Origin of the sequence: Eggerthella lenta DSM 2243, assembly GCF_000024265.1 — a bacterium.
Lineage (GTDB): Bacteria > Actinomycetota > Coriobacteriia > Coriobacteriales > Eggerthellaceae > Eggerthella > Eggerthella lenta.
The window spans coordinates 2446880-2464966 of sequence record NC_013204.1; the positions used below are offsets into that span (position 1 = coordinate 2446880).

General features: G+C 67.5%; 17 protein-coding genes. 5 read left to right on the forward strand and 12 right to left on the reverse strand.

Going from position 1 to position 18087, the window contains the following annotated elements:
* Positions 1–128: 128 nt before the first annotated feature.
* The 8 genes from nirJ2 to ftsZ all read right to left on the reverse strand — a co-directional run bounded on the left by nirJ2 (position 129) and on the right by ftsZ (position 7222).
* Complete coding sequence (nirJ2, locus tag ELEN_RS10440; RefSeq protein ID WP_015760946.1) at positions 129–1130, reverse strand: putative heme d1 biosynthesis radical SAM protein NirJ2; 1002 nt, start codon at positions 1128–1130, stop codon at positions 129–131.
* A 152-nt stretch (positions 1131–1282) separates the two neighbouring features.
* Positions 1283–2053 (reverse strand): MerR family transcriptional regulator, encoded by a 771-nt coding sequence (locus ELEN_RS10445; protein ID WP_015760947.1) that lies wholly within the window; start codon positions 2051–2053, stop codon positions 1283–1285.
* Between the two features lie 277 nt (positions 2054–2330).
* Complete coding sequence (locus ELEN_RS10450; RefSeq protein ID WP_015760948.1) at positions 2331–3137, reverse strand: DivIVA domain-containing protein; 807 nt, start codon at positions 3135–3137, stop codon at positions 2331–2333.
* A gap of 45 nt (positions 3138–3182) precedes the next feature.
* Positions 3183–3443: a YggT family protein gene (locus tag ELEN_RS10455; RefSeq protein ID WP_009306237.1), complete on the reverse strand. Its 261-nt coding sequence runs from the start codon at positions 3441–3443 to the stop codon at positions 3183–3185.
* A 62-nt stretch (positions 3444–3505) separates the two neighbouring features.
* Positions 3506–4453 carry a cell division protein SepF gene (locus ELEN_RS10460; RefSeq protein WP_009306238.1) on the reverse strand — a complete coding sequence of 316 codons (948 nt, stop codon included), beginning with the start codon at positions 4451–4453 and terminating at the stop codon, positions 3506–3508.
* Positions 4454–4527: 74 nt separating this feature from the next.
* Positions 4528–5232, reverse strand: a complete 705-nt coding sequence (locus ELEN_RS10465) for a YggS family pyridoxal phosphate-dependent enzyme (RefSeq protein ID WP_015760949.1) — start codon at positions 5230–5232, stop codon at positions 4528–4530.
* 5 nt (positions 5233–5237) lie between these two features.
* Complete coding sequence (locus ELEN_RS10470; RefSeq protein ID WP_015760950.1) at positions 5238–6086, reverse strand: purine nucleoside phosphorylase YfiH/LACC1 family protein; 849 nt, start codon at positions 6084–6086, stop codon at positions 5238–5240.
* 14 nt (positions 6087–6100) lie between these two features.
* Complete coding sequence (ftsZ, locus tag ELEN_RS10475; RefSeq protein ID WP_009306241.1) at positions 6101–7222, reverse strand: cell division protein FtsZ; 1122 nt, start codon at positions 7220–7222, stop codon at positions 6101–6103.
* 528 nt (positions 7223–7750) lie between these two features.
* On the opposite strand from ftsZ, the gene ELEN_RS10480 reads away from it, so the two are divergent.
* Genes ELEN_RS10480 through ELEN_RS10500 form a run of 5 tightly spaced genes read left to right on the forward strand, consistent with a single transcriptional unit; the run spans position 7751 to position 13267 of the window.
* A complete protein-coding gene (locus ELEN_RS10480) occupies positions 7751–8608 on the forward strand; it encodes a cytochrome b/b6 domain-containing protein (RefSeq protein WP_015760951.1) in 858 nt (285 codons plus the stop codon).
* Between the two features lie 5 nt (positions 8609–8613).
* On the forward strand, positions 8614–9399 hold the full coding sequence (locus tag ELEN_RS10485; protein ID WP_009306243.1) for a 4Fe-4S dicluster domain-containing protein: 786 nt from the start codon (positions 8614–8616) through the stop codon (positions 9397–9399).
* Positions 9400–9411: 12 nt separating this feature from the next.
* Entirely contained in the window at positions 9412–11454 is a 2043-nt protein-coding gene (locus ELEN_RS10490) for an aldehyde ferredoxin oxidoreductase N-terminal domain-containing protein (protein WP_015760952.1), read from the forward strand.
* Positions 11454–12005: a hypothetical protein gene (locus ELEN_RS10495; RefSeq protein WP_035576657.1), complete on the forward strand. Its 552-nt coding sequence runs from the start codon at positions 11454–11456 to the stop codon at positions 12003–12005. The genes ELEN_RS10490 and ELEN_RS10495 overlap by 1 nt, the downstream gene beginning before the upstream one ends.
* Before the next feature lie 2 nt (positions 12006–12007).
* On the forward strand, positions 12008–13267 hold the full coding sequence (locus ELEN_RS10500; protein WP_015760954.1) for a SufS family cysteine desulfurase: 1260 nt from the start codon (positions 12008–12010) through the stop codon (positions 13265–13267).
* A gap of 266 nt (positions 13268–13533) precedes the next feature.
* On the opposite strand, the gene ELEN_RS10505 is transcribed toward ELEN_RS10500, so the two are convergent.
* The 4 genes from ELEN_RS10505 to murG all read right to left on the reverse strand — a co-directional run bounded on the left by ELEN_RS10505 (position 13534) and on the right by murG (position 18084).
* Positions 13534–14604 (reverse strand): cell division protein FtsQ/DivIB, encoded by a 1071-nt coding sequence (locus ELEN_RS10505; protein ID WP_009607801.1) that lies wholly within the window; start codon positions 14602–14604, stop codon positions 13534–13536.
* Positions 14558–15484 carry a UDP-N-acetylmuramate dehydrogenase gene (gene murB / locus ELEN_RS10510; protein WP_009306248.1) on the reverse strand — a complete coding sequence of 309 codons (927 nt, stop codon included), beginning with the start codon at positions 15482–15484 and terminating at the stop codon, positions 14558–14560. Before murB ends, ELEN_RS10505 begins: the two co-directional genes overlap by 47 nt.
* Before the next feature lie 7 nt (positions 15485–15491).
* Positions 15492–16919: a UDP-N-acetylmuramate--L-alanine ligase gene (gene murC, locus ELEN_RS10515; RefSeq protein ID WP_009306249.1), complete on the reverse strand. Its 1428-nt coding sequence runs from the start codon at positions 16917–16919 to the stop codon at positions 15492–15494.
* Between the two features lie 61 nt (positions 16920–16980).
* The gene (murG, locus tag ELEN_RS10520) at positions 16981–18084 is read right to left on the reverse strand and encodes an undecaprenyldiphospho-muramoylpentapeptide beta-N-acetylglucosaminyltransferase (RefSeq protein WP_015760956.1); all 1104 of its coding nucleotides are present in this window, start codon (positions 18082–18084) and stop codon (positions 16981–16983) included.
* Between the last annotated feature and the right edge of the window lie 3 nt (positions 18085–18087).

Here is an 18087-nt window from a genome sequence, read left to right on the forward strand (position 1 = left end):
AGGGGCGCCCTGGTGCCCGAGATCGTGGGGAGGGCGAGGGCGAAGCGTACTTCGGTACGCGAGCCCTCGGCCTCCCCACGAGATCGGGTGCCAGGGAGCCCCGCAGCGTCGGCACGTTGCGTCGGCCGTCAGGCCGACGCAACCAACGAGTTGCCGTGGGCGCAGTAGTCGTCTTGAGCGAGGATGTCGCCGTCGTGGTAGTAGGCGGCGCGGGCGCGACAGCCGCCACAGCCTTGCGCGTAGTCGCAGGTGCCGCACGAGCCGGAGTACGCCTGCGTGCGCAGCTTCTCGAACACGGGGCTCGACGCCCAGATTTCATCGAAGGGAGTCTCGCGCACGTCGCCCGCCTCCTCGGTCATGTAGGCGCAGGGACGCACGATGCCCTCGCTGCCGATGACGCAGTACGTGAGGCCCGCCAGGCAGCCGCGCTCGAAGCGCGTGTCCACGCCAAGCTGCTTCGCCACGCGCGTGAACTGGGGCGCGCACGTAGGCTTCACGTCGATCGGCACCTCGGCCGCCTTGCGCATGATATCGTTCAGCAGCTTCTCGTTCTCCAGCACCTCGAGCGACGTCTCCTGGATGAACTTGCCGCGGCCCACGGGGATGAGGAAGAACACGTAGTGGGCCATCGCGCCGATCTCGACGGCGAAGTCGGTGATGGCGCACACCTCGTCGCGGTTCCAATCCACCACGGTGGTGTGCAGCTGGAACGGCAGGCCGGCCTGCTTGCAGGCCTCGATGCCCGCCATCGTGAGATCGTAGGCGCGCTCGAGCCCGCGGAAGCGGTCGTGCTTGGCCGCGTCGAGGCTGTCCACCGAGATGCCCATGGCGCAGGCCCCGGCCTCTTTCAGACGCAGCGCGACTTCAGGCGTGATGAGCGTTCCGTTCGAGCCGAACACGGGACGCAGCCCGGCGCGCGCGGCATGCGCCACGAGCTCGTAGATATCGGGGCGCATGAGCGGCTCGCCCCCCGAGAAGATCATCACCTTGAAGCCGGCGCGGGCGATCTCGTCGATCATCTTCTTGCCCTCGTCGGTCGAGAGCTCCCGGTCGGTGGCCTCCTCGGCGTCCTGGTAGCAATGGACGCATTTGAGGTTGCACTTGTTCGTCGTCATCCACGACACGAGCATGGGCGTATCCTTTCTTCGGTGCGGCAGGCCTTGGTCGGCGGCGCTGCCGTGGTTGCTGGAGCCGAACGAGGGTATGACGTGCCGTGCGGGAGCCGCAAAGGGAGGGAGGAGAGATGAGGTTTGCGGCGCCCGCACGGCGCCGAGATCGCGGCTTAGTCGGCCGGATCGGGGTGGGAACGGTACGAGGCGACGATGGCCTCCAGGTGGTCGAACACCGCTTGGCGCAGCTCGTCGAACGATCCGTCGCCGCCTGCGTGCGGGGCGATGTTCTCCATGAGGATGAAGTTCTGCTCGGTGCGCGCCGTGTCCTGCTCCATGTCCAAGTCGAGGTAGCGTTTGGCCAGCTCGCGGTTGCGCTCGCTGTCCACGGGCTCGCCGGCGGGCATGAGGCGGATGGTGTCGGCGATCAGCTCGTGCCACTTCGACACGGACTCGCCGCGCGCCACCTGCTCCTCGACGGCCTCCTCGGCGGCCGGCGCGTCGTCGCGGATGCAGGTGAGGCGCCAGAAGAACTGGCTCTCGCCCTGGCAGCGCTCGATAGTGTCGGCCATGGCTTCCCAGTTCACGGACGACTCGGCAAGCGATTCGTCGTGCAGGGAGCGCAGCGTGGTCATACGCTTGAACAGCGATTGGAACTGCTCCTCGATGGCGTCCATCTGCTCGTCGGCCAGCTCCTGCAACGCGGCCGACTCCCGGTAAAGAGCTGCATCGGATTTGATCTGGGCCAGCGACAGCCCGAGGTACTTCAAGGTCAGAATGCGATACAGGTCTTTCACGTTGTCGTCGGTGTACAGACGCTGGTTCTGCGGGCCCTTCGCCGACGGCGACAGCAGGCCCTGCTGGTCGTAGTACTGGATGGTGCGCACCGTCACGCCGGCGCGCCGCGCCAACTCGCCGATAGTCAGGTAGTTCCGATCGGTCATGGATGCTCCTCTGCGACCTCCGCGAACACGGCCGCCGCACGCTCGTCTCTCGTCTTGCCGCGCGCCCCCGCGCGCTCGAACTGCAACCGAGCATACGCGATGACGCTACGTCACCGTCAACGGTCTACAGAAGATAGCGACAAAAATCGGGGAAATCCCTACGCGCGGGAGGGCAATCGCGCGCGCCGGCACCCCTTCCTACGCGCAAAAAAACGCGCCCCCGGGAGGGGGCGCGTTCGTCGTTGCCGAGCACGCGACGCTCGAGCCTGCGGCTGCGTTAGTCGATTTCCTCGAACTCGAAGGCATCGTCGGCATCGCCGAAGCCGGACAGGTCCTTCTCGACGCCCGAGGGCATCGGCGTGGCCGGGGCGGCCACCACGGCGCCCGTCGCCTGGGGCACGGAGTACGCGCCGGCGCCGTCGCGGTTGATGGGAGCCTGGGCCGGAGCCGTCACACGGCCCGTAGCGGTGGTCTCGACCACGTCGATCGTGCGCGCATGGGCGCTGACCGGCAGGGAAGCGGGCATCTCGCCGCCGATCTCGGCCAGCTTGCGCGTAGCGTCACCGATGAAGTCGGTGAGCAGGTCCCGGTAGTCCTCGCGCACGTCCTCGCGGTCGTCCTCGAGCTTCTTGATGGCGTCGAGCACCTTCTGACGCTCGGCTTCCGCCTTGTCCACGATGCGCGTGCCCTCGTCCTCGGCATCTTTGATGGTGGCCGCTGCCTGGGCATTCGCGTTCGCGATGATCTCGTCTGCAGAACGCTGCGCGATGATGAGAGCCTGCGCGATGGCGTTGTCGTCGGCCTTTTTGGCCTCGAGCTGGCGCTCCAAATCGGCGATGCGCGCGTCCTTCTCGGCCAGCGCGGCATCGTCCGTCACGACGACGGGAGCTTCGACGCGAGCCGGCGTGTCGAAGCCTTCGAACTTACGATCGTCCAGCTGGTTCTCGAGTTGGGCGATCTGGGCGTTCATGCCGTCGATCTCGTCGGCGACATGCTCGAGGAACACATCGACTTCGTCGACGTCGTAGCCTTTGCGATCGATCGAGAAGCTCTGGTTGTGTATCTCAGCCGAGGTGATAGCCATCTGTAGTCCCTTCGTCTTGTTCGCACGCGAACACGATTCTACGCATTAAAACAAGTTTATCAGTAAACGTACTCCAAATTGTAATACAAGCAGGGCGATGATGGGCGTAACGTCCACCATACCTCCAAGCGGGGGTATCAGCTTCCTGAAGAGGTTGAGATACGGGTCGCACACTTTGGCCAGTACCCGGTTGATGTCCGCCAAGATGCCACGGTCGGTGGGAAACCACGACATGAGCACGTAGACGAACAGCACCATACTGTACGCATCGGCAAGCGACACGATGAGGTATTTGATGCTCAACATGCGTTCTACTCCTTAGAACGTCGGGCGGCGGCAGCCGCGCCGGCGAAGAATCGAATACGGGATCACAGCACGCCCTGCCCGCGCAGGCTCATGCGCTCGGCATCGGTGAGCGCAGCACCGCGCGAGATGACGAACACCTTGTCGGCCACGCAGTCCACGCTGGCGTCGAGAGCGCTCGACACGCCGAACGAGAAGTCGAGGATGCGCTTCGACAGATTGTCGGGCGTGTTGCGCAGCGCGAGCACCACCACATCCCCCGCCTTGAGAGCCTTCGCGATGCGCTCGACCTCGGCGTAGCTGGCCGGCTTGAGCACGGTGACCGAGCGGGAGGGGTTGTGCTTGACCGCCCCGGCGCCCGCGTAGGCGTCGAACGGATCGAACGCCGCAGTCGTCGCCGTGGCGGTTGCCACGGTAGCGCCCGAAGCGGTGGTTGCCGTTTGCACCGCGACGCCCGAGCCAGAAGGCCCAGAAACGCTCGGCGCATCGTCGGACGTGGAGGTGAACAGCGAGTTCAGGCTCTCGGAGCGCTCGCGGTTCGCTGCGGCGGCCGCACGCGCGATAGGCGTGTTCGCCGGGGCGGGCTGCGCCGCTTCCACCATGGTGCGATCGCCGCGGTAGGAGCCGCTTGAAGGCGACGTCACGCGGCGAGGCGGCAACGGATCGCGGTTGAGGCTCTCGGGCACCTGGGTGTGCGCGCGCACGTCGTCGATGGACACGAGCTTCGCGGATCCCACGGACGAGCTGCGCGCCGAGGAGCGCGCGTGCGAGGCGCGCGCAGGACGCGAAGTCACGGGCGCATAGGGCTCATAACGCGAACCGGGAGCATCGTCGGCGGGGAAATCGTCCTCGTTGTAGTCGGGACCGTACTCGCCGTACTCCTCGCTGTAGTCGTCGAACCCCTCGTCGTAGTAGCCGTCGTCGTAATGCGGGTTGGCGTCTGCGAAACCCAGTTTCGATTTGATTCCCTCGAGCATTCCGTGCTCCGATTTCTTGATCTTTGGCAGCTCCATACCGTTCACCTGCTTCGTTTCTTATCCGGCGGTCCAGCCGCCGCTGCGTTCAGCGTCATGGCCGCGCCGCGCTCTCACGCGTGCGCGGGGCTCTCGAAAGCGTCGTCGAACAGGGCTCGCCCGATGCGCACTATGGTAGCGCCCTCGGCTATCGCCTCATGCCAGTCTTCGCTCATGCCCATAGAAAGCTCATCGAATACGGCGGCCTGTTCCCCGTCGAGCCCAAGCCGCACTTCGTCGCGCAAACGCGCCAGATCGGCGAAGCATGCGCGAGCCCGTTGCGCATCGCCCTGCGGCGCCATCGTCATAAGCCCGCGCACGCGCACGTGCGGAAAGCCCGCGCAGTACTCCAGCATGCCGGCCACCTCGCTCGGCGCGAGACCGCTCTTGCTCGCCTCCCCCGACACGTTCACCTCGAGCAGCACGTCTTGCACCTTGCCCGACGCCGCAGCTGCGGCGTCGAACTTCGGCACGTGACGCTGTTGGTACAGCGAGTGCACGAGCGCGGCATCCCGCACGATGTCGGGAATGCGGCGCGATTGGATGTTGCCGATGAAGTGCCAGGTCTGCTGCGGAAAGCGAGCGCGCTTCCCCTCGAGGGAGTCCGGGCGGTTCTCGCCGAAGTCGTGCGCGCCGGCCTCGATGGCCTCGGCCACTTCGTCGGCACCCACCGTCTTCGACACCGCCACTACGACCACGCTCTTCGGATCGCGCCCGCACGCCTCGCAACAGGCGGCCGCCTCTGCGACCGTGCGCTCGTAGCGCTCTTTGAATCCCATGCCGCTCACCCAGCCTTTCGAAACGCCACCGCGCCATGGCGCCCGCAGATGCCGCCCGCGGCGCGGTACGAGAAGAATTCGTCGCACGAGCATACCGTGCACACGCCCGCATCAGCCACGCGCGCGCGATCGATGCCTGCCTCTTCGAGCCCGACCGTCAACGCCTCCAGCAGGTCGACATGGCGTTCGTCGGGAATGCAGGAGGAACCGAAGCGGTCTTCGAAGCGCTTGCGCACGTCGGCGCCCGTCTCGAAGCAGGACGCGTGGATGTGCGGCCCCACGTACACGTTGTAGCCGCTCGCCGCATCCTCCCCCAGCTCGGCGGCATCGGCCCGCGCGAGCGCGCGGACGGCCTTCGCGGCCACGCCGTTCTCCACGCCGCGCCATCCGGCGTGCGCCACCGCGAATCGGCCCGTCGGCGACACGACGATCACGGGGACGCAGTCGGCGAAGCACAGCAGCGCCGCGATCCCGGGAACGGTGGCGACAAGAGCGTCGGCGCCCGCGAGCGCCGCTTCGCGCGCGGCATCGAGCGCCTCGGGCGACGCGTCGTCGAGCTCCACCACGACTTCCCCGTGCACCTGGCTGGGCACCACGAGCGGAACGTCGGCCGCATCGAGCGCTTCCAGCACGAGCGCTCGGTTGCGCTCGACCGACGCAGGGTCGTCGCCCACGTGATTACCCAAGTTGAGCGAGGAATACGGGCCTTCGCTCACCCCGCCCGCGCGTCCGGTGAACGCGACGCGCACGCCCGTGCGCTCGTACAGGGCATCGTCGGTAAGCGCAGGAAGACAACGCGCGCCAAATCGGCGCGCGGTTATCTGAGGGATGGGCAGTTGTCCGGTCGCGACCATCAAGCGACCGCTCCTTACCGCTGGCGCTTCAGGAAGTCGGGGATGTAGTCCTCGTCGGCGAAACGGCCGTCGCGCGACGTCGTGGAGAACGTCACAGGAGGAGCGGACGGCATCGGGTCGGGCGCCGTCGTGGAGGCGAACAGGTCCTTGCGCGAGAAGTCCATGGAGGACTGCTGCGAAGAACCCATCTTAAAACCCGTGGCGATCACCGTGATGCGCACCTGATCCTGCATGCCTTCGTCGATGATCTGGCCGTAGATGATGTTGGCGCTCTCGTCGGCGCAAGCTTCCACCGTGCGCGCCGCCGCGTCGACCTCGGTGAGCGTGAGGTCGGGGCCGCCGGCGATGGAGAACAGCACGCGCGACGCGCCCGCGATGGAGGCTTCCAGCAGGTTGGAGTTCGTGGCCTGCTGCGCCGCGTCGAGGGCGCGGTTCTCGCCGGAGGCGAGGCCGATGCCCATCATGGCCGTGCCGGCGTCTTTCATGACCGTGCGGATGTCCGCGAAGTCGAGGTTGATGAGGCCCGGGATGGTGATGAGGTCCGTGACGCCCTGGATACCCTGGCGCAGCGTGTCGTCGGCGATGCGGAACGCGTCGAGCATGCTCGTCTTCTTGTCCACGATCTCCAGCAGGCGGTCGTTCGGGATGACGATGAGCGTGTCGACTTTCTGGGACAGGAGGTCGATGCCCTGATCGGCCTGGTTGCGGCGGGTGCGACCCTCGAACGAGAACGGCTTGGTGACGATGCCCACCGTCAGCGCGCCGATCTCCTCGCGGGCGATCTCGGCGATGATGGGCGCCGCGCCCGTTCCGGTTCCGCCGCCCTCGCCGGCCGTGACGAACACCATGTCCGCCTCGGCGAGCGCCTCGCGGATCTCCGCGCGGCTTTCCTCGGCCGCCTGGCAGCCCACTTCGGGGTTCGCGCCGGCGCCCAGGCCGCGCGTGAGCTCTTCGCCGATGTGGATCGTCTTGTCGGCGTCCGACATGAGCAGAGCCTGTCGATCCGTGTTCACGGCGATGAACTCGACTCCTCGCACGCCCGCTTCGACCATGCGGTTCACGGCATTCGTGCCGCCGCCACCGACGCCGACGACCTTGATGACCGCCAAATGCTCGGAACCTATCTTGTTTGGCATTGTATCCTCCACACCTGCTGCGTTTTCAAATGCTGCGTTTCCCGTCAGGGCACAGTTCACGTGCGGTTATTGTACACGATGCTCAACCATTTGCAAATTACGCTGCGGTAATGAAATGCGCACGTCCACAGATATAGCGGATGAGCCGGGTAAGCGGAAACGATGGATGCCGCCGTGGCGCGCCGGCGCGGCCATCGACGTCGCCGCTCATGGTCGACAGGCAACCGCTGGCGAAAGGACTCGCCCGTTCGCAAAACCGCGCAGCGCCGCTCGCAAGGCGGCTGCTGGCCGAACATGCAGGCGAGGCTATATCGTATAAGAGCAGCATCGCGTCGACCGGCTGACCGAAAACGAACGTCCGCGACCGGAAGGGAGTCCCCCATGGCTCCGCTCGTACTCACCGCCTTCAAAGTATAGAAAGCTCGCGCGTCGATTCGGCGCGCGAACATCCCCCTCCTCAAACCAATACGCTTATCGTCGCGTCCTCTTGCGAGGTCGGGCGAAGCTTGTACCGAAAGGAAGACCCCCATGCCCTGGTTCGATCAAGCGCCCTGGCTCGTCGCCCTGGCGCCGTTTTTCGGTCTGTTCCTTTCCGCATTCGCGAAACGAACAGACCCCTTTATCGCAGGCGACCGGGTGTACCGCCACGACGCCCCCGCGCGCCTGTCCCACTGGACCCATGGCATCGGCACCGCCGTGTGCCTCGCGTCGGGCATCGTGCTGGGACTGAGGTTCACCCCGGCGTTCGTGGAGGACGGCCCGGCCGCCATCCTATGGCAGAACGTCCATTTCGCGGCCGCGATCGTGTTCCTGTTCGGGACGTTCTACTACCTGGGCAACACGATCATCTCGAAATGGCGCTTGCGCGAGCACCTTCCCACGAAGAACGTGGTCGCCTACACGGTGCGCCACTACGGCCTGCTCGTGGGCATCAAGAAGTTCACGATGCCGCCCGAGGACAAGTACTTCGAAAGCGAGAAGGCCGCCTACGTGATGGCCGTGGTCACGGCCGCGTTGCTGGTGGTGACAGGCCTGGTCAAGGCATTGGCCCACGTGGTGCTCACGCTGCCCGACGGCCTCATGAACGTCATGTTCTGGGTGCACGACATCGCGGCCGTGCTCATGCTGCTGTTCTTGGCGGCGCACGTGTTCTTCGCCGTGATCGCGCCGTTCTCGTGGAAGACCTTCCCGTCCATGCTGATCGGATGGATGCCGCGCGGCGAGGCCGAAAAGGAACATGCAGGTTGGATGGAGCGGCTGGAGCGCGAGCAGCCCGAGCGCGGCATGGACGAGTCCGCACTCGGCGCCGGAGAGCGCGCGGCCGCGCAAGAGACGACGGGAGCCGCCGCGCGCGCAGCAGCCGCCGACGGCACGCAAGGGAGATGAGCGATATGACCGAGACGAATCAGCGCGCGACCGACGCGCAGCATAAAGGCGGCCTCTCCAGGCGCCAGTTCATCGCCGGGATCGGCGGATTGGGAATCGGCGCCGTGCTGGGAAGCGGCATCACGGCGCTGCTGTTGCCCGACGACGTGTACGCCATCGAGGCGAGCCAAGGCTACCTGCTGGTGGATGCGAAGAAGTGCGCCGGCTGCGAGACGTGCGTCATCTCGTGCTCGCTCGCGCATCTGGGCCGTATCAACACCTCGCTTTCGCGCATCCAGGTGATGAAGAACGCGCTGGGAAGCTTCCCCTCCGACGACGTCATGCAGAACCAGTGCCGCCAATGCCCCTACCCTTCCTGCGTGGAAGCCTGCCCCGTGGGCGCCATGCACGCCGACCCCGAGACGGGCGTGCGCCTCGTGGACGAGGGCAAGTGCATCGGCTGCGAGCGCTGCGTGGAGGCGTGCCCCTTCACGCCGTCGCGCGTGCAGTGGAACTTCGAGGACAAGCACGCCCAGAAGTGCGACCTGTGCAAGAACACGCCCTTCTGGGATGAAGAGGGCGGCCCGTCCGGCAAGCAGCTGTGCGTCGAGATCTGCCCCATGAAGGCCATCGCGTTCACCAACGTGCTGCCCGTCCAAACCGACGAAGGCTACACGGCGAACCTGCGCAACGACCACTATCTGGAAATCGGCCTGCCCAGCGACGACGAGGCGCGCATCCCTCCCGCGCGGCTCGGATACGGCGCAGGCGGCACGGCAGCCCAGGCGGCAGCCGGCTCGAACGACAAATAATAGGAGGACCTCATGACCGAACATTACGGCTACGCCGGCAAGATACTCATCGTGAACCTGACCGACCGCACCTCCCAGACCATCGACACCGAACCTTACATCGAATGGGTGGGCGGCCACGGGATGGCCTCGAAGCTGTTCTGGGACTACTGCGAGGACAAGACCGTGGAGGCGGTCGATCCGGGAAACGTGCTGGTGTTCGCCGCCACGCCGTTCTCGGGCGCCGTGGTGCCGGCCGCCTCGGCGCGCTGCGAGTTCACGGGCATCAGCCCGTTCTCGCTGCCCGAATGGTACAACCGCTCCAGCATGGGCGGCCGTTTGGCCGGCATGATGAAGGAAGCGGGCTACGACGCCTGCGTGGTGCGCGGGAAAGCGGAAGCGCCCGTGTGGATCAGCGTGGTGAACGACCAAGTGACGTTCAACGACGCGACCGACCTTTGGGGACTCGATACCTTCGAGTGCCAGGAGAGGATCTGGGACGAGGTGACGCACGGCACCGCCCCCGGCTCGTGGTACGAGCTGACGAAGGGGCGCGACGGAGGCCGCACCACGCAGCGACCGTCCGTCATCTGCATCGGACCTGCCGGCGAGAACCTGGCGCGCGTGTCGTGCATCGTGCACGATGCCGGCCACGTGACGGGACAGAGCGGCTTCGGCGCGGTGTTCGGCGCCAAGAACCTCAAGGCGATGAGCTTCATCGGCTCGAAGAGCATACCCATCGCCGACCCCGCCGCGCTCGTGAGGCTGCGGTTGGAAGTGCAGGAGAAGTTCGGCTACGACATCGACGCCGGCAAGGTTCCGGGCGCGCCGGGCAGCCCGGGCGCCGCATCCACCGTGCTGGACACGAGCCCCACGGTGTCGCGCGCAGAAGGATGCCGCGGCTGCTTCAAGAACTGCCGTAACCTGTACCCCGGCGGCGTGGGCAACGAGCTGACCTGCTCGGCCGGCCTGTACTTCACCGACTCGGGCAAGATCGACGAGCAGCTGGCCGCCTACAGCCTGCTGTCGAAGCTGGGGCTGAACGGCTACGAGATCGACATGCCCGTGTACCTGCACAACCTCTACAAGAGGGGCGTCATGGGCAAGGGCAAGGACATCGACACCGATCTGCCCTTCGAGCAGTACGGCACCTACGCGTTCATCGAGGAGCTGCTGATGCGCATCGCCTACCGCCGCGAGATCGGCGACGACCTGGCCGAGGGCATCGCGCGCGCGGCGCAGAAGTGGGGGCGTTGGGACGAGGACACGTCGTCGGGCCTGCTGGCGCGCCCGAACTGGGGCTACTGCGAGCACAACGAGCCGCGCGCCGAGGTGGAATGGAGCTACGGAAGCATCTTCAGCGAGCGAGACATCAACGAGCACGGCGTACACAACGCGGTGTACAACACCTCCATCATGGCGGTGCTCACCGGCGCCGAGCCGCCCGTCTCGGCCGAGAACATGGCCAAGCAGCTGGCCGATCAGTCCGGGCTGGGCGACCCGCTGTGCTTCGACTGGAGCGAGGAGGGCATCTATTCCGATGCGCGCGTGCGCGAGATCCACTGGAACCGCGCCTACGGGCGCTTCTGGCTGCAGTCGCTGGGCATGTGCGACTGGGTGTGGCCGAACTTCATCAGCCGCAAGCACACCGCCGAGACGGGCTCGACGTACGGGGCCACGCCCGAGTACGAGGTGAAGTTCTTCCAGGCCGTCACCGGGCGCGACCTCTCCTACGAGGAAAGCATCGAGCTGGGGCACAAGTTCTGGGTGCTCGACCGCGCCATCTGGGCGCTGGAGGGACGCCATCGCGACCAGGAGGTGTTCACGAACTACGTGTACGACGTGAAGACCACCAAGCCCTTCCCCCTCGTGGTGTTCGAGGACGGGAAGTGGAGCTACTCGCTGTGCCAGGGCCGCACGCTCGACCGCGACAAGTTCGAGGACTTCAAGACGCGCTTCTACGCCCACGAAGGGTTCGAGGAGTCCACGGGTCGCCCGACGCGCTCCGGGCTCGAGGCGCTTGACCTCGGCTTCGCCGCCGACAAGCTGGAAGCGGCCGGAAAGCTGGGAGCGTGATGGACATGGCAGCTCTCGACGAGACGGCCGCCGCCACATCCCGGGAGGCCGCTGCGTGCGGCGGCCTCACCTCCCCTGCATGGGGCGAGGAGGCGGGGAGCGGATCCGAAGGCATACCCGGCATGGCCGAGGCGTGCCGGCGCTTCCCCTTGCCCTCGCCCGACGAGGCGGCCCATGCGCTGCGCGAGCTCTCCTGGGGCGAGCACTTCGTTGCCGGGCGCATGGTGCCCTCCAAGGGCGGGTCGGACCTGTACCTGTACAACCTGCACAGCGCAGCCGTGTTCCTGCTCGACCGAGACGAAGCGCGCGTGGGCAAGGGCGCCGACCAGATCATCAAGCTCATCGACGTAGACGCCTTCGTCGCCTGGCTGCGCGACACGGTGGGCGACGCGGCGCTGGCGGACGCGATCGCGCGGGAATGTCCGGCCGACGACCCCTACCGCGACCGCCTGGAGAACGTGCAGCGGCTGCTCGCGCTGCGCATGGTCCAGTACGGTGCCGCGAGCGACGCGATGAACGCGGCCGACGCCGAGCAGGACGAGGGAGCTTGACGATGGCGGACGGACGGGCGTGCGCGCCGCTGGAGGACTTCCCCCTCCTCGCCGCGCACGCCGCGGGCGGCCCTCCGCTCGCCTACCTCGACAACGCGGCAACCACGCAGAAGCCGTCGTGCGTCCTCGACGCCATGGATGATTTCTACCGCACGGCATGCGGAAACCCGCACCGTTCCGCGCACGCGCTGGCCGCTGCGGCCACCCGGACCTACGAGGACGCGCGCTCGACGGTCGCGCGCTTCATCGGCGCGTCGCCGGAGGAGACGGCGTTCACGAGCGGGGCCACGCACGCCCTGAACACCGTGGCGCTCTGTTATTGCGCCGAGCGGCTGGAGCCGGGCGACGAGATCGCGCTCACGCTGCTGGAGCATCACAGCAACCTCGTGCCGTGGCAGACCGCGGCGCGGCTTTCCGGGGCGAGGCTCTCCTTCATCGTGCCCGACCGCGACGGGGTCGTCTCAGACGACGAGATCGACCGGGCAATCGGCACGCGCACCCGCGTGGTGGCGTTCACCGGCATGTCGAACGTGCTGGGAACCGTGCCGCCCGTCAAGCGCATCATCGAAGCGGCGCACGCCTGCGGCGCCGTCGCCGTGCTCGACTGCGCGCAGAGCATCGCGCACGAGCCCCTCGACGTGCACGACCTCGACGTCGACTTCGCCGCGTTCTCGGGCCACAAGCTGTACGGCCCTATGGGCATCGGCGTGCTGTACGGCAAGCGGCGCCTCCTCGAGGAAACGCCGCCCTTGCTGCGAGGCGGGGGCATGGTGGAGGCGGTGTTCGAGCGCGCGTCCTCGTTCGACGGAACGCCGGGGCGCTTCGAAGCGGGCACGCAGAACGTGGCAGGAGCCGTGGGGCTGGCAGAAGCCGTGCGCTATCTCGACCGCATCGGCTTCGACGCCGTGCGCGCGCACGAGCGCGAGCTGACCCGCGCCCTGGTGAGCGGCCTGGACTCCATCCCCTCCGTCAGGCTCTACGGCCCCGGGCCGAACGCCGAGACGCCGCGCGGCGGCATCGTCTCGTTCAACGTGAAGGGCGTGGGCGCAGCCGAGGTCGCCCACGTGCTGGACCGCCGCGGAGTGGCAGTGCGCGCCGGCGCCCACTGCGCCCAGCCCCTCCTGCGCCACATCGGCGCGGAAGCCGTCTGCCGCGCCAGCATAGCCGCCTACACCACCATGCACGACATCGACCGCCTCCTAGAAGCCGTGGAGTCGTCCCGCAACGAAGCCGTAGCCCTGGCAACATCGCGCATGCTGTGAAACAGACGGTTCGGGGGTTCCCGCCTGCCGGAAACCCCCGAACCGCCGCACGGGATCCTTCGACTCGCTACGCTCGCTCAGGATGACAAACGAGCACAAAACTTCCAGGTCGAACCCTTCCAGCGAACGGGAAGCTGAGGACGAGTGCCGAGGGGGCGAAGGCGGCGGGGCGTCTCACCAAGCGAGTTCCGCAGCAAAGCGAGGACTGTCTGAGCGACTGAGATGCCCCGCCGCCTTCGCCCCCTCGGCACCGCCCGCGCAGATCCCTAGAGAGCCCTCCAGGTGGGCCGATCCACCACCCGCACGTTGATGTACGCCAGCCCGTCGGGATGCTCCTTCATGATCTCGAGGCAGACGCGCTCTTTGTCGCGGATGTTCTCGGCCGTGCCGAACACGATCTCCACGCCGCTTTCCAGCGTCAGCGTGGTGGACTCGGTCTCGGTGGCCGCCACCTTCTTCACCTGCCCTGCCAGCTCGGTGGTCATGCCGTCCACGATGGCCAGCGCGTTGTTCACGTTGGCGTCCGAGCAGTAGGCGCCCACCTCGGGGCGCGTGCCGTAGGGCACGTCGGTGATGTGCAGCACCTTGGCCGCGTCCTCGTACACCTTCGGGCTGGTCCTCTTGCCGGCCTCGGAATTCTGGTCGGGGATGGGCATGAGCCACATGCCGTCCGAGGCGATGGCCCACGGCTGCACCGACTCGGCGTTCTCAGTGGGCACGTCCACCACCGCCGTGATGGTGCGCTCGGTGACGGCCAGCTCCAGGGTGTTCGGGAACACGCGGTTCACCGACACGTCGTCCACCCATGCGTCTTTGAGCAGGCGCTCGCGGATGCCAGCGGCGTCGACGCGCAGAAGCGTGGTTCCGGCGGGCACGCTGGCAAGCTCGGACATGTCGGTGGCCGTGAGATGCTCCACGCCGGTGACCGAGACGTTCTCGATGGTGAACAGGTTGGAGTAGTACACGGCCAGGCCGCCGCCTACGAGCGCCAGCACGAGCGCGGCCACGATGCCGATGCGCACCAGGTAGCGACGGTAGGTTTTCTGCGCACGAGAAGAGCGCTCGGCGCGGTCGAGATCCCCCACGCGCACCGACGACAACGGCGGGCGAACCTGGTTCGCACGACGCTGCGGCAGCTGGCCGCCGGGAATGGCGCGATAGGTTCCAGGCGTCGAAGCACGCGACGAAGTTCGCGGCATGCCGCCGCGCGCGGATTGGCGCGGCGCGCCGCCGGCGGGACGCACGCCCCTGCCGGCCTGCCCGGAAGCGCGGCTGTTGCGCGGGCTCGCCTTACGCGAACCCGAGGAAACGGACTTCCGGTTGTAATTCGATGCCATACGTCTCGTACACCTTCGTCTTGACCAGGTTGATCAGTTCCAGCACGTCGCGCGCCGTGGCGTCGCCCGTGTTCACGATGAAGTTCGCGTGCACCTCCGACACCTGCGCCCCGCCGATGCGCAGGCCCTTGAGCCCGGCTTCCTCGATGAGCGCGCCCACCGGAGCGCCTTCGGGGTTGCGGAACACGCTTCCGCACGACGGCAACGACAGCGGCTGCGTCTTCTTGCGCCGCGCGTGCGACGCTTCCATCTTACCGCGGATGAAGAACGGGTCGGCAGGCTCTACGGAAAGTTCGCATTCCACGATCACTTCGTCTGAAGCGAACGAGCTGGAACGGTAGCCCCACGCGATCTGGTCGCCGTCGCGCCGAACCAGTCCCTTCCCGGGCGACAGCGTGGTCACCGACACCACGCGCGAGCCGATCCACTCGTCGCGCGAGCCCGCGTTCATGCGCAGCGCGCCGCCCACGGTGCCCGGCGTTCCCACGGCGAACTCGAATCCCGCCAGCGATCGACGGAACGCCTCCTGCACCACCGACGACAGCGGCACGCCCGCGCCCACGCAGAAGCTGTGCGCGTCCTCGTCGTAGCGGCAGATGCGGAAGTCGCGGCCGAGCGTGATCACCACGCCGGGATACCCCTCGTCGGCGACGAGCAGGTTGCTGCCCCGGCCGATGGCCACCCACGGCACCCGGCTCTCCTCGCATACCGTGACCAGGCGCTTGAGCGCTCCGACGGAGGCCACCTGCACGTAGAAACGCGCGGGTCCGCCGATGCGGTACATGGTATGCCGAGCCATGGGCTCCGAAGGGTACACGTCGCCGTCGAACGCGTCGTCGACGAGCAGCGCCTCGAGCGGCGAGGTATGGCGGGCGGTCATCGCCGCATCACGCCTGCCGTCGCGCGGCGGCGCCGTCCGCCTGCGAAAGCGCGTCGACGAGCTGCGGGCCGATGGCGGTCACGTCTCCCGCGCCCATGGTGATCAACAGGTCGCCCTCGCCCAGCTTGCCGGCGAGATAGGGCACCACCTCGATACGGCGCGGCACGTAGGCGGCCTCGGGATGGCCCGCATGATCGAGCACCACGTTCAGGAACGTCTTGCCCGACACGCCGGGGACGGGCGCTTCGCCCGCCGGGTACACGTCCATGAACGTGACGGCGTCGGCCGCGTCGAACGCCCGGCCGAAATCGTCCTTCAGCACCTCGGTGAACAGCGGCGCGCGCGAGTAGCGGTGCGGCTGGAACAGCACGTGCACATGCGCGAAGCCCAGATGGGACGCGGCCTCGATGGTGGCGGCGATCTCGGTGGGATGATGCGCGTAGTCGTCGACCACGGTGACCCCGCCCGCTTCGCCCACAAGGTCGAAGCGGCGCTTCACGCCGGCGAAGTCGGCCAGCGCTTCGGCCGCTTGCGCAGGGTCGTATCCGAGCGCCCACAGAAGGCCGACGACGCCGGCGGCGTTCAACACGTTGTGACGGCCCGGATTCTGCTTGACGTGCGCGCTCACGACGCTTCCGTCGGGCAGTTCGAGCGTGAAGTCGCTGCCCACGCCGTTCGGCTCGTACGAGGCGATGCGCACGTCGCACGCATCAGAGAAGCCGTAGGTGAACAGGCGCTTTCCGGAGGCGCGAGCCACGCGCACGAGCGCCTCGTCCTCGCCGCAGGCCACCACCACGCCGCCGTCGTCGGGCACCGACCCGATGAACGAGGCGAACTTCTCGTAGATCTCGTCGAGGTCGCGGTAGTGGTCGAGGTGGTCGGCCTCGATGTTCGTCACCAGCACGGCGCGCGGCGACAGATGCATGAACGACTTGTCGCTCTCGTCTGCCTCCACCACGTAATGGGCGCCCGTTCCCGAGTGCGCGTTCGTGCCGTAGGCGCGCACGATGCCGCCTATGAGGAACGTCGGATCCTCCCCCATGCCGTCCAGTACGCTGGCCAGCATGGACGACGTGGTGGTTTTGCCGTGCGTGCCGGCCACCGCGAGCGTCTGGAGCGCGCGTCCCAGATAGGCGAGCATCTGGGCGCGATGCCAGATGGTCAGGCCGCGCGCCTTGGCGGCGGCGAGTTCGGGGTTGTTGTCGAGGATGGCGGTGGACACGACGATCACGGGGTTTCCCTCGGGGATGTTCGCCGGATCGTGGCCGATGTGCACCTCGATGCCCGCCTCGCGCAGCTGCTTGGTGTAGCGGCTCTCCTTGAGGTCGGTGCCGCTCACGCGCATGCCCTGGTCGAACGCGACGCGAGCGATGCCGCTCATGCCGACGCCTCCAACGCCGATGAAATGTACCTGGTCGATGTGCATGGTGTCCATAGTGCGTCCTCGGTCTCTCTGATGTACTGCAAACCGCTATTGTACCCTATCGCGCGACCGCTCAACGCTGTGCGCGAGCCGCTTCCATGACCGCGTCGGCCAGCAGGCCCGCGGCGTCGCGCGTCTTCTGCGCGCGGGCCGCGGCGGCCATGCGGGCGCGCACGTCCTCGTCCTCGATGAGCTCGCGCAGCTTGCGGGCGAACTCGGGCCCCTCCACGTCGGCGTCGGCCACGAGGTAGGCGGCGCCCGCCTCCACGCATGCCTGCGCGTTCATGGTCTGATGGTCCTCTGTGGCGAACGGGAACGGCACGAGCAGTGCCGGAAGCGCGCGGGCCGATATCTCGGCGAGCGACGTGGCGCCGGCGCGCGAGACGACGATGTCGGCCGCGGCCATGGCGTCGCCCATATGGTCGGTATAGCCCAGCAGCTGCCAACGAGCCTGCTGCTCGGGCGAAAGCGCCAGCTGCTCGCGCACGGCGTCGAGCTCCTTGGGGCCGGTCACCTGCACGATATGCAGGTCGCCGTAGGCCAGAAGCCCGTCTTTGAGCGCGGCGACGGCCTGGTTGAGGTGCCGCGCGCCCAGGCTGCCGCCCGTCACCAGCAGCATGCGCGCGCCCTCCGGCACGCCGAAGCGCGCGCGGCCCTGCTCGCGCGTGGCCGAGAACACGCTTTCGCGCACGGGGTTGCCGGTCACCCGGACGCGGCTCTTGTCGGCCAGCGCCTCGGCCGCGTGCTCGTAGGTGAGGCACACGGCGGCGGCGCGCTTGGCGAGGTACTTGTTGGCCATGCCCATGACCGAGTTCTGCTCGTGCACCACCACGGGGATGCCGCGCTGCTCGGCGGCGCGCGCCACGGGGATGCACACGTAGCCGCCGAAGCCCACCACCGCGTCGGGCTGTATCTCGTCGAACCACCGGCGCGCGAGCGTCGTGCTCTTCTGAATGGTGAGCACGGCCTTCGGCAGCGTGAGCGGGTGGTTGCGGTTGAAACCCTGGGCCTCGAACGGCGTGAACGGGATGCCCGCCTCCCGCACGAGCCGCGCCTCCACGCCCGTGGGCGTGCCGGCGAAGCGTACCTCGCAGCCGCGCTGCTTCAGCACGTCCGCCAAGGCGAGCGCCGGGTTGATGTGGCCGGCGGTTCCGCCGCCGGAAAGAACGATCAGCATGTT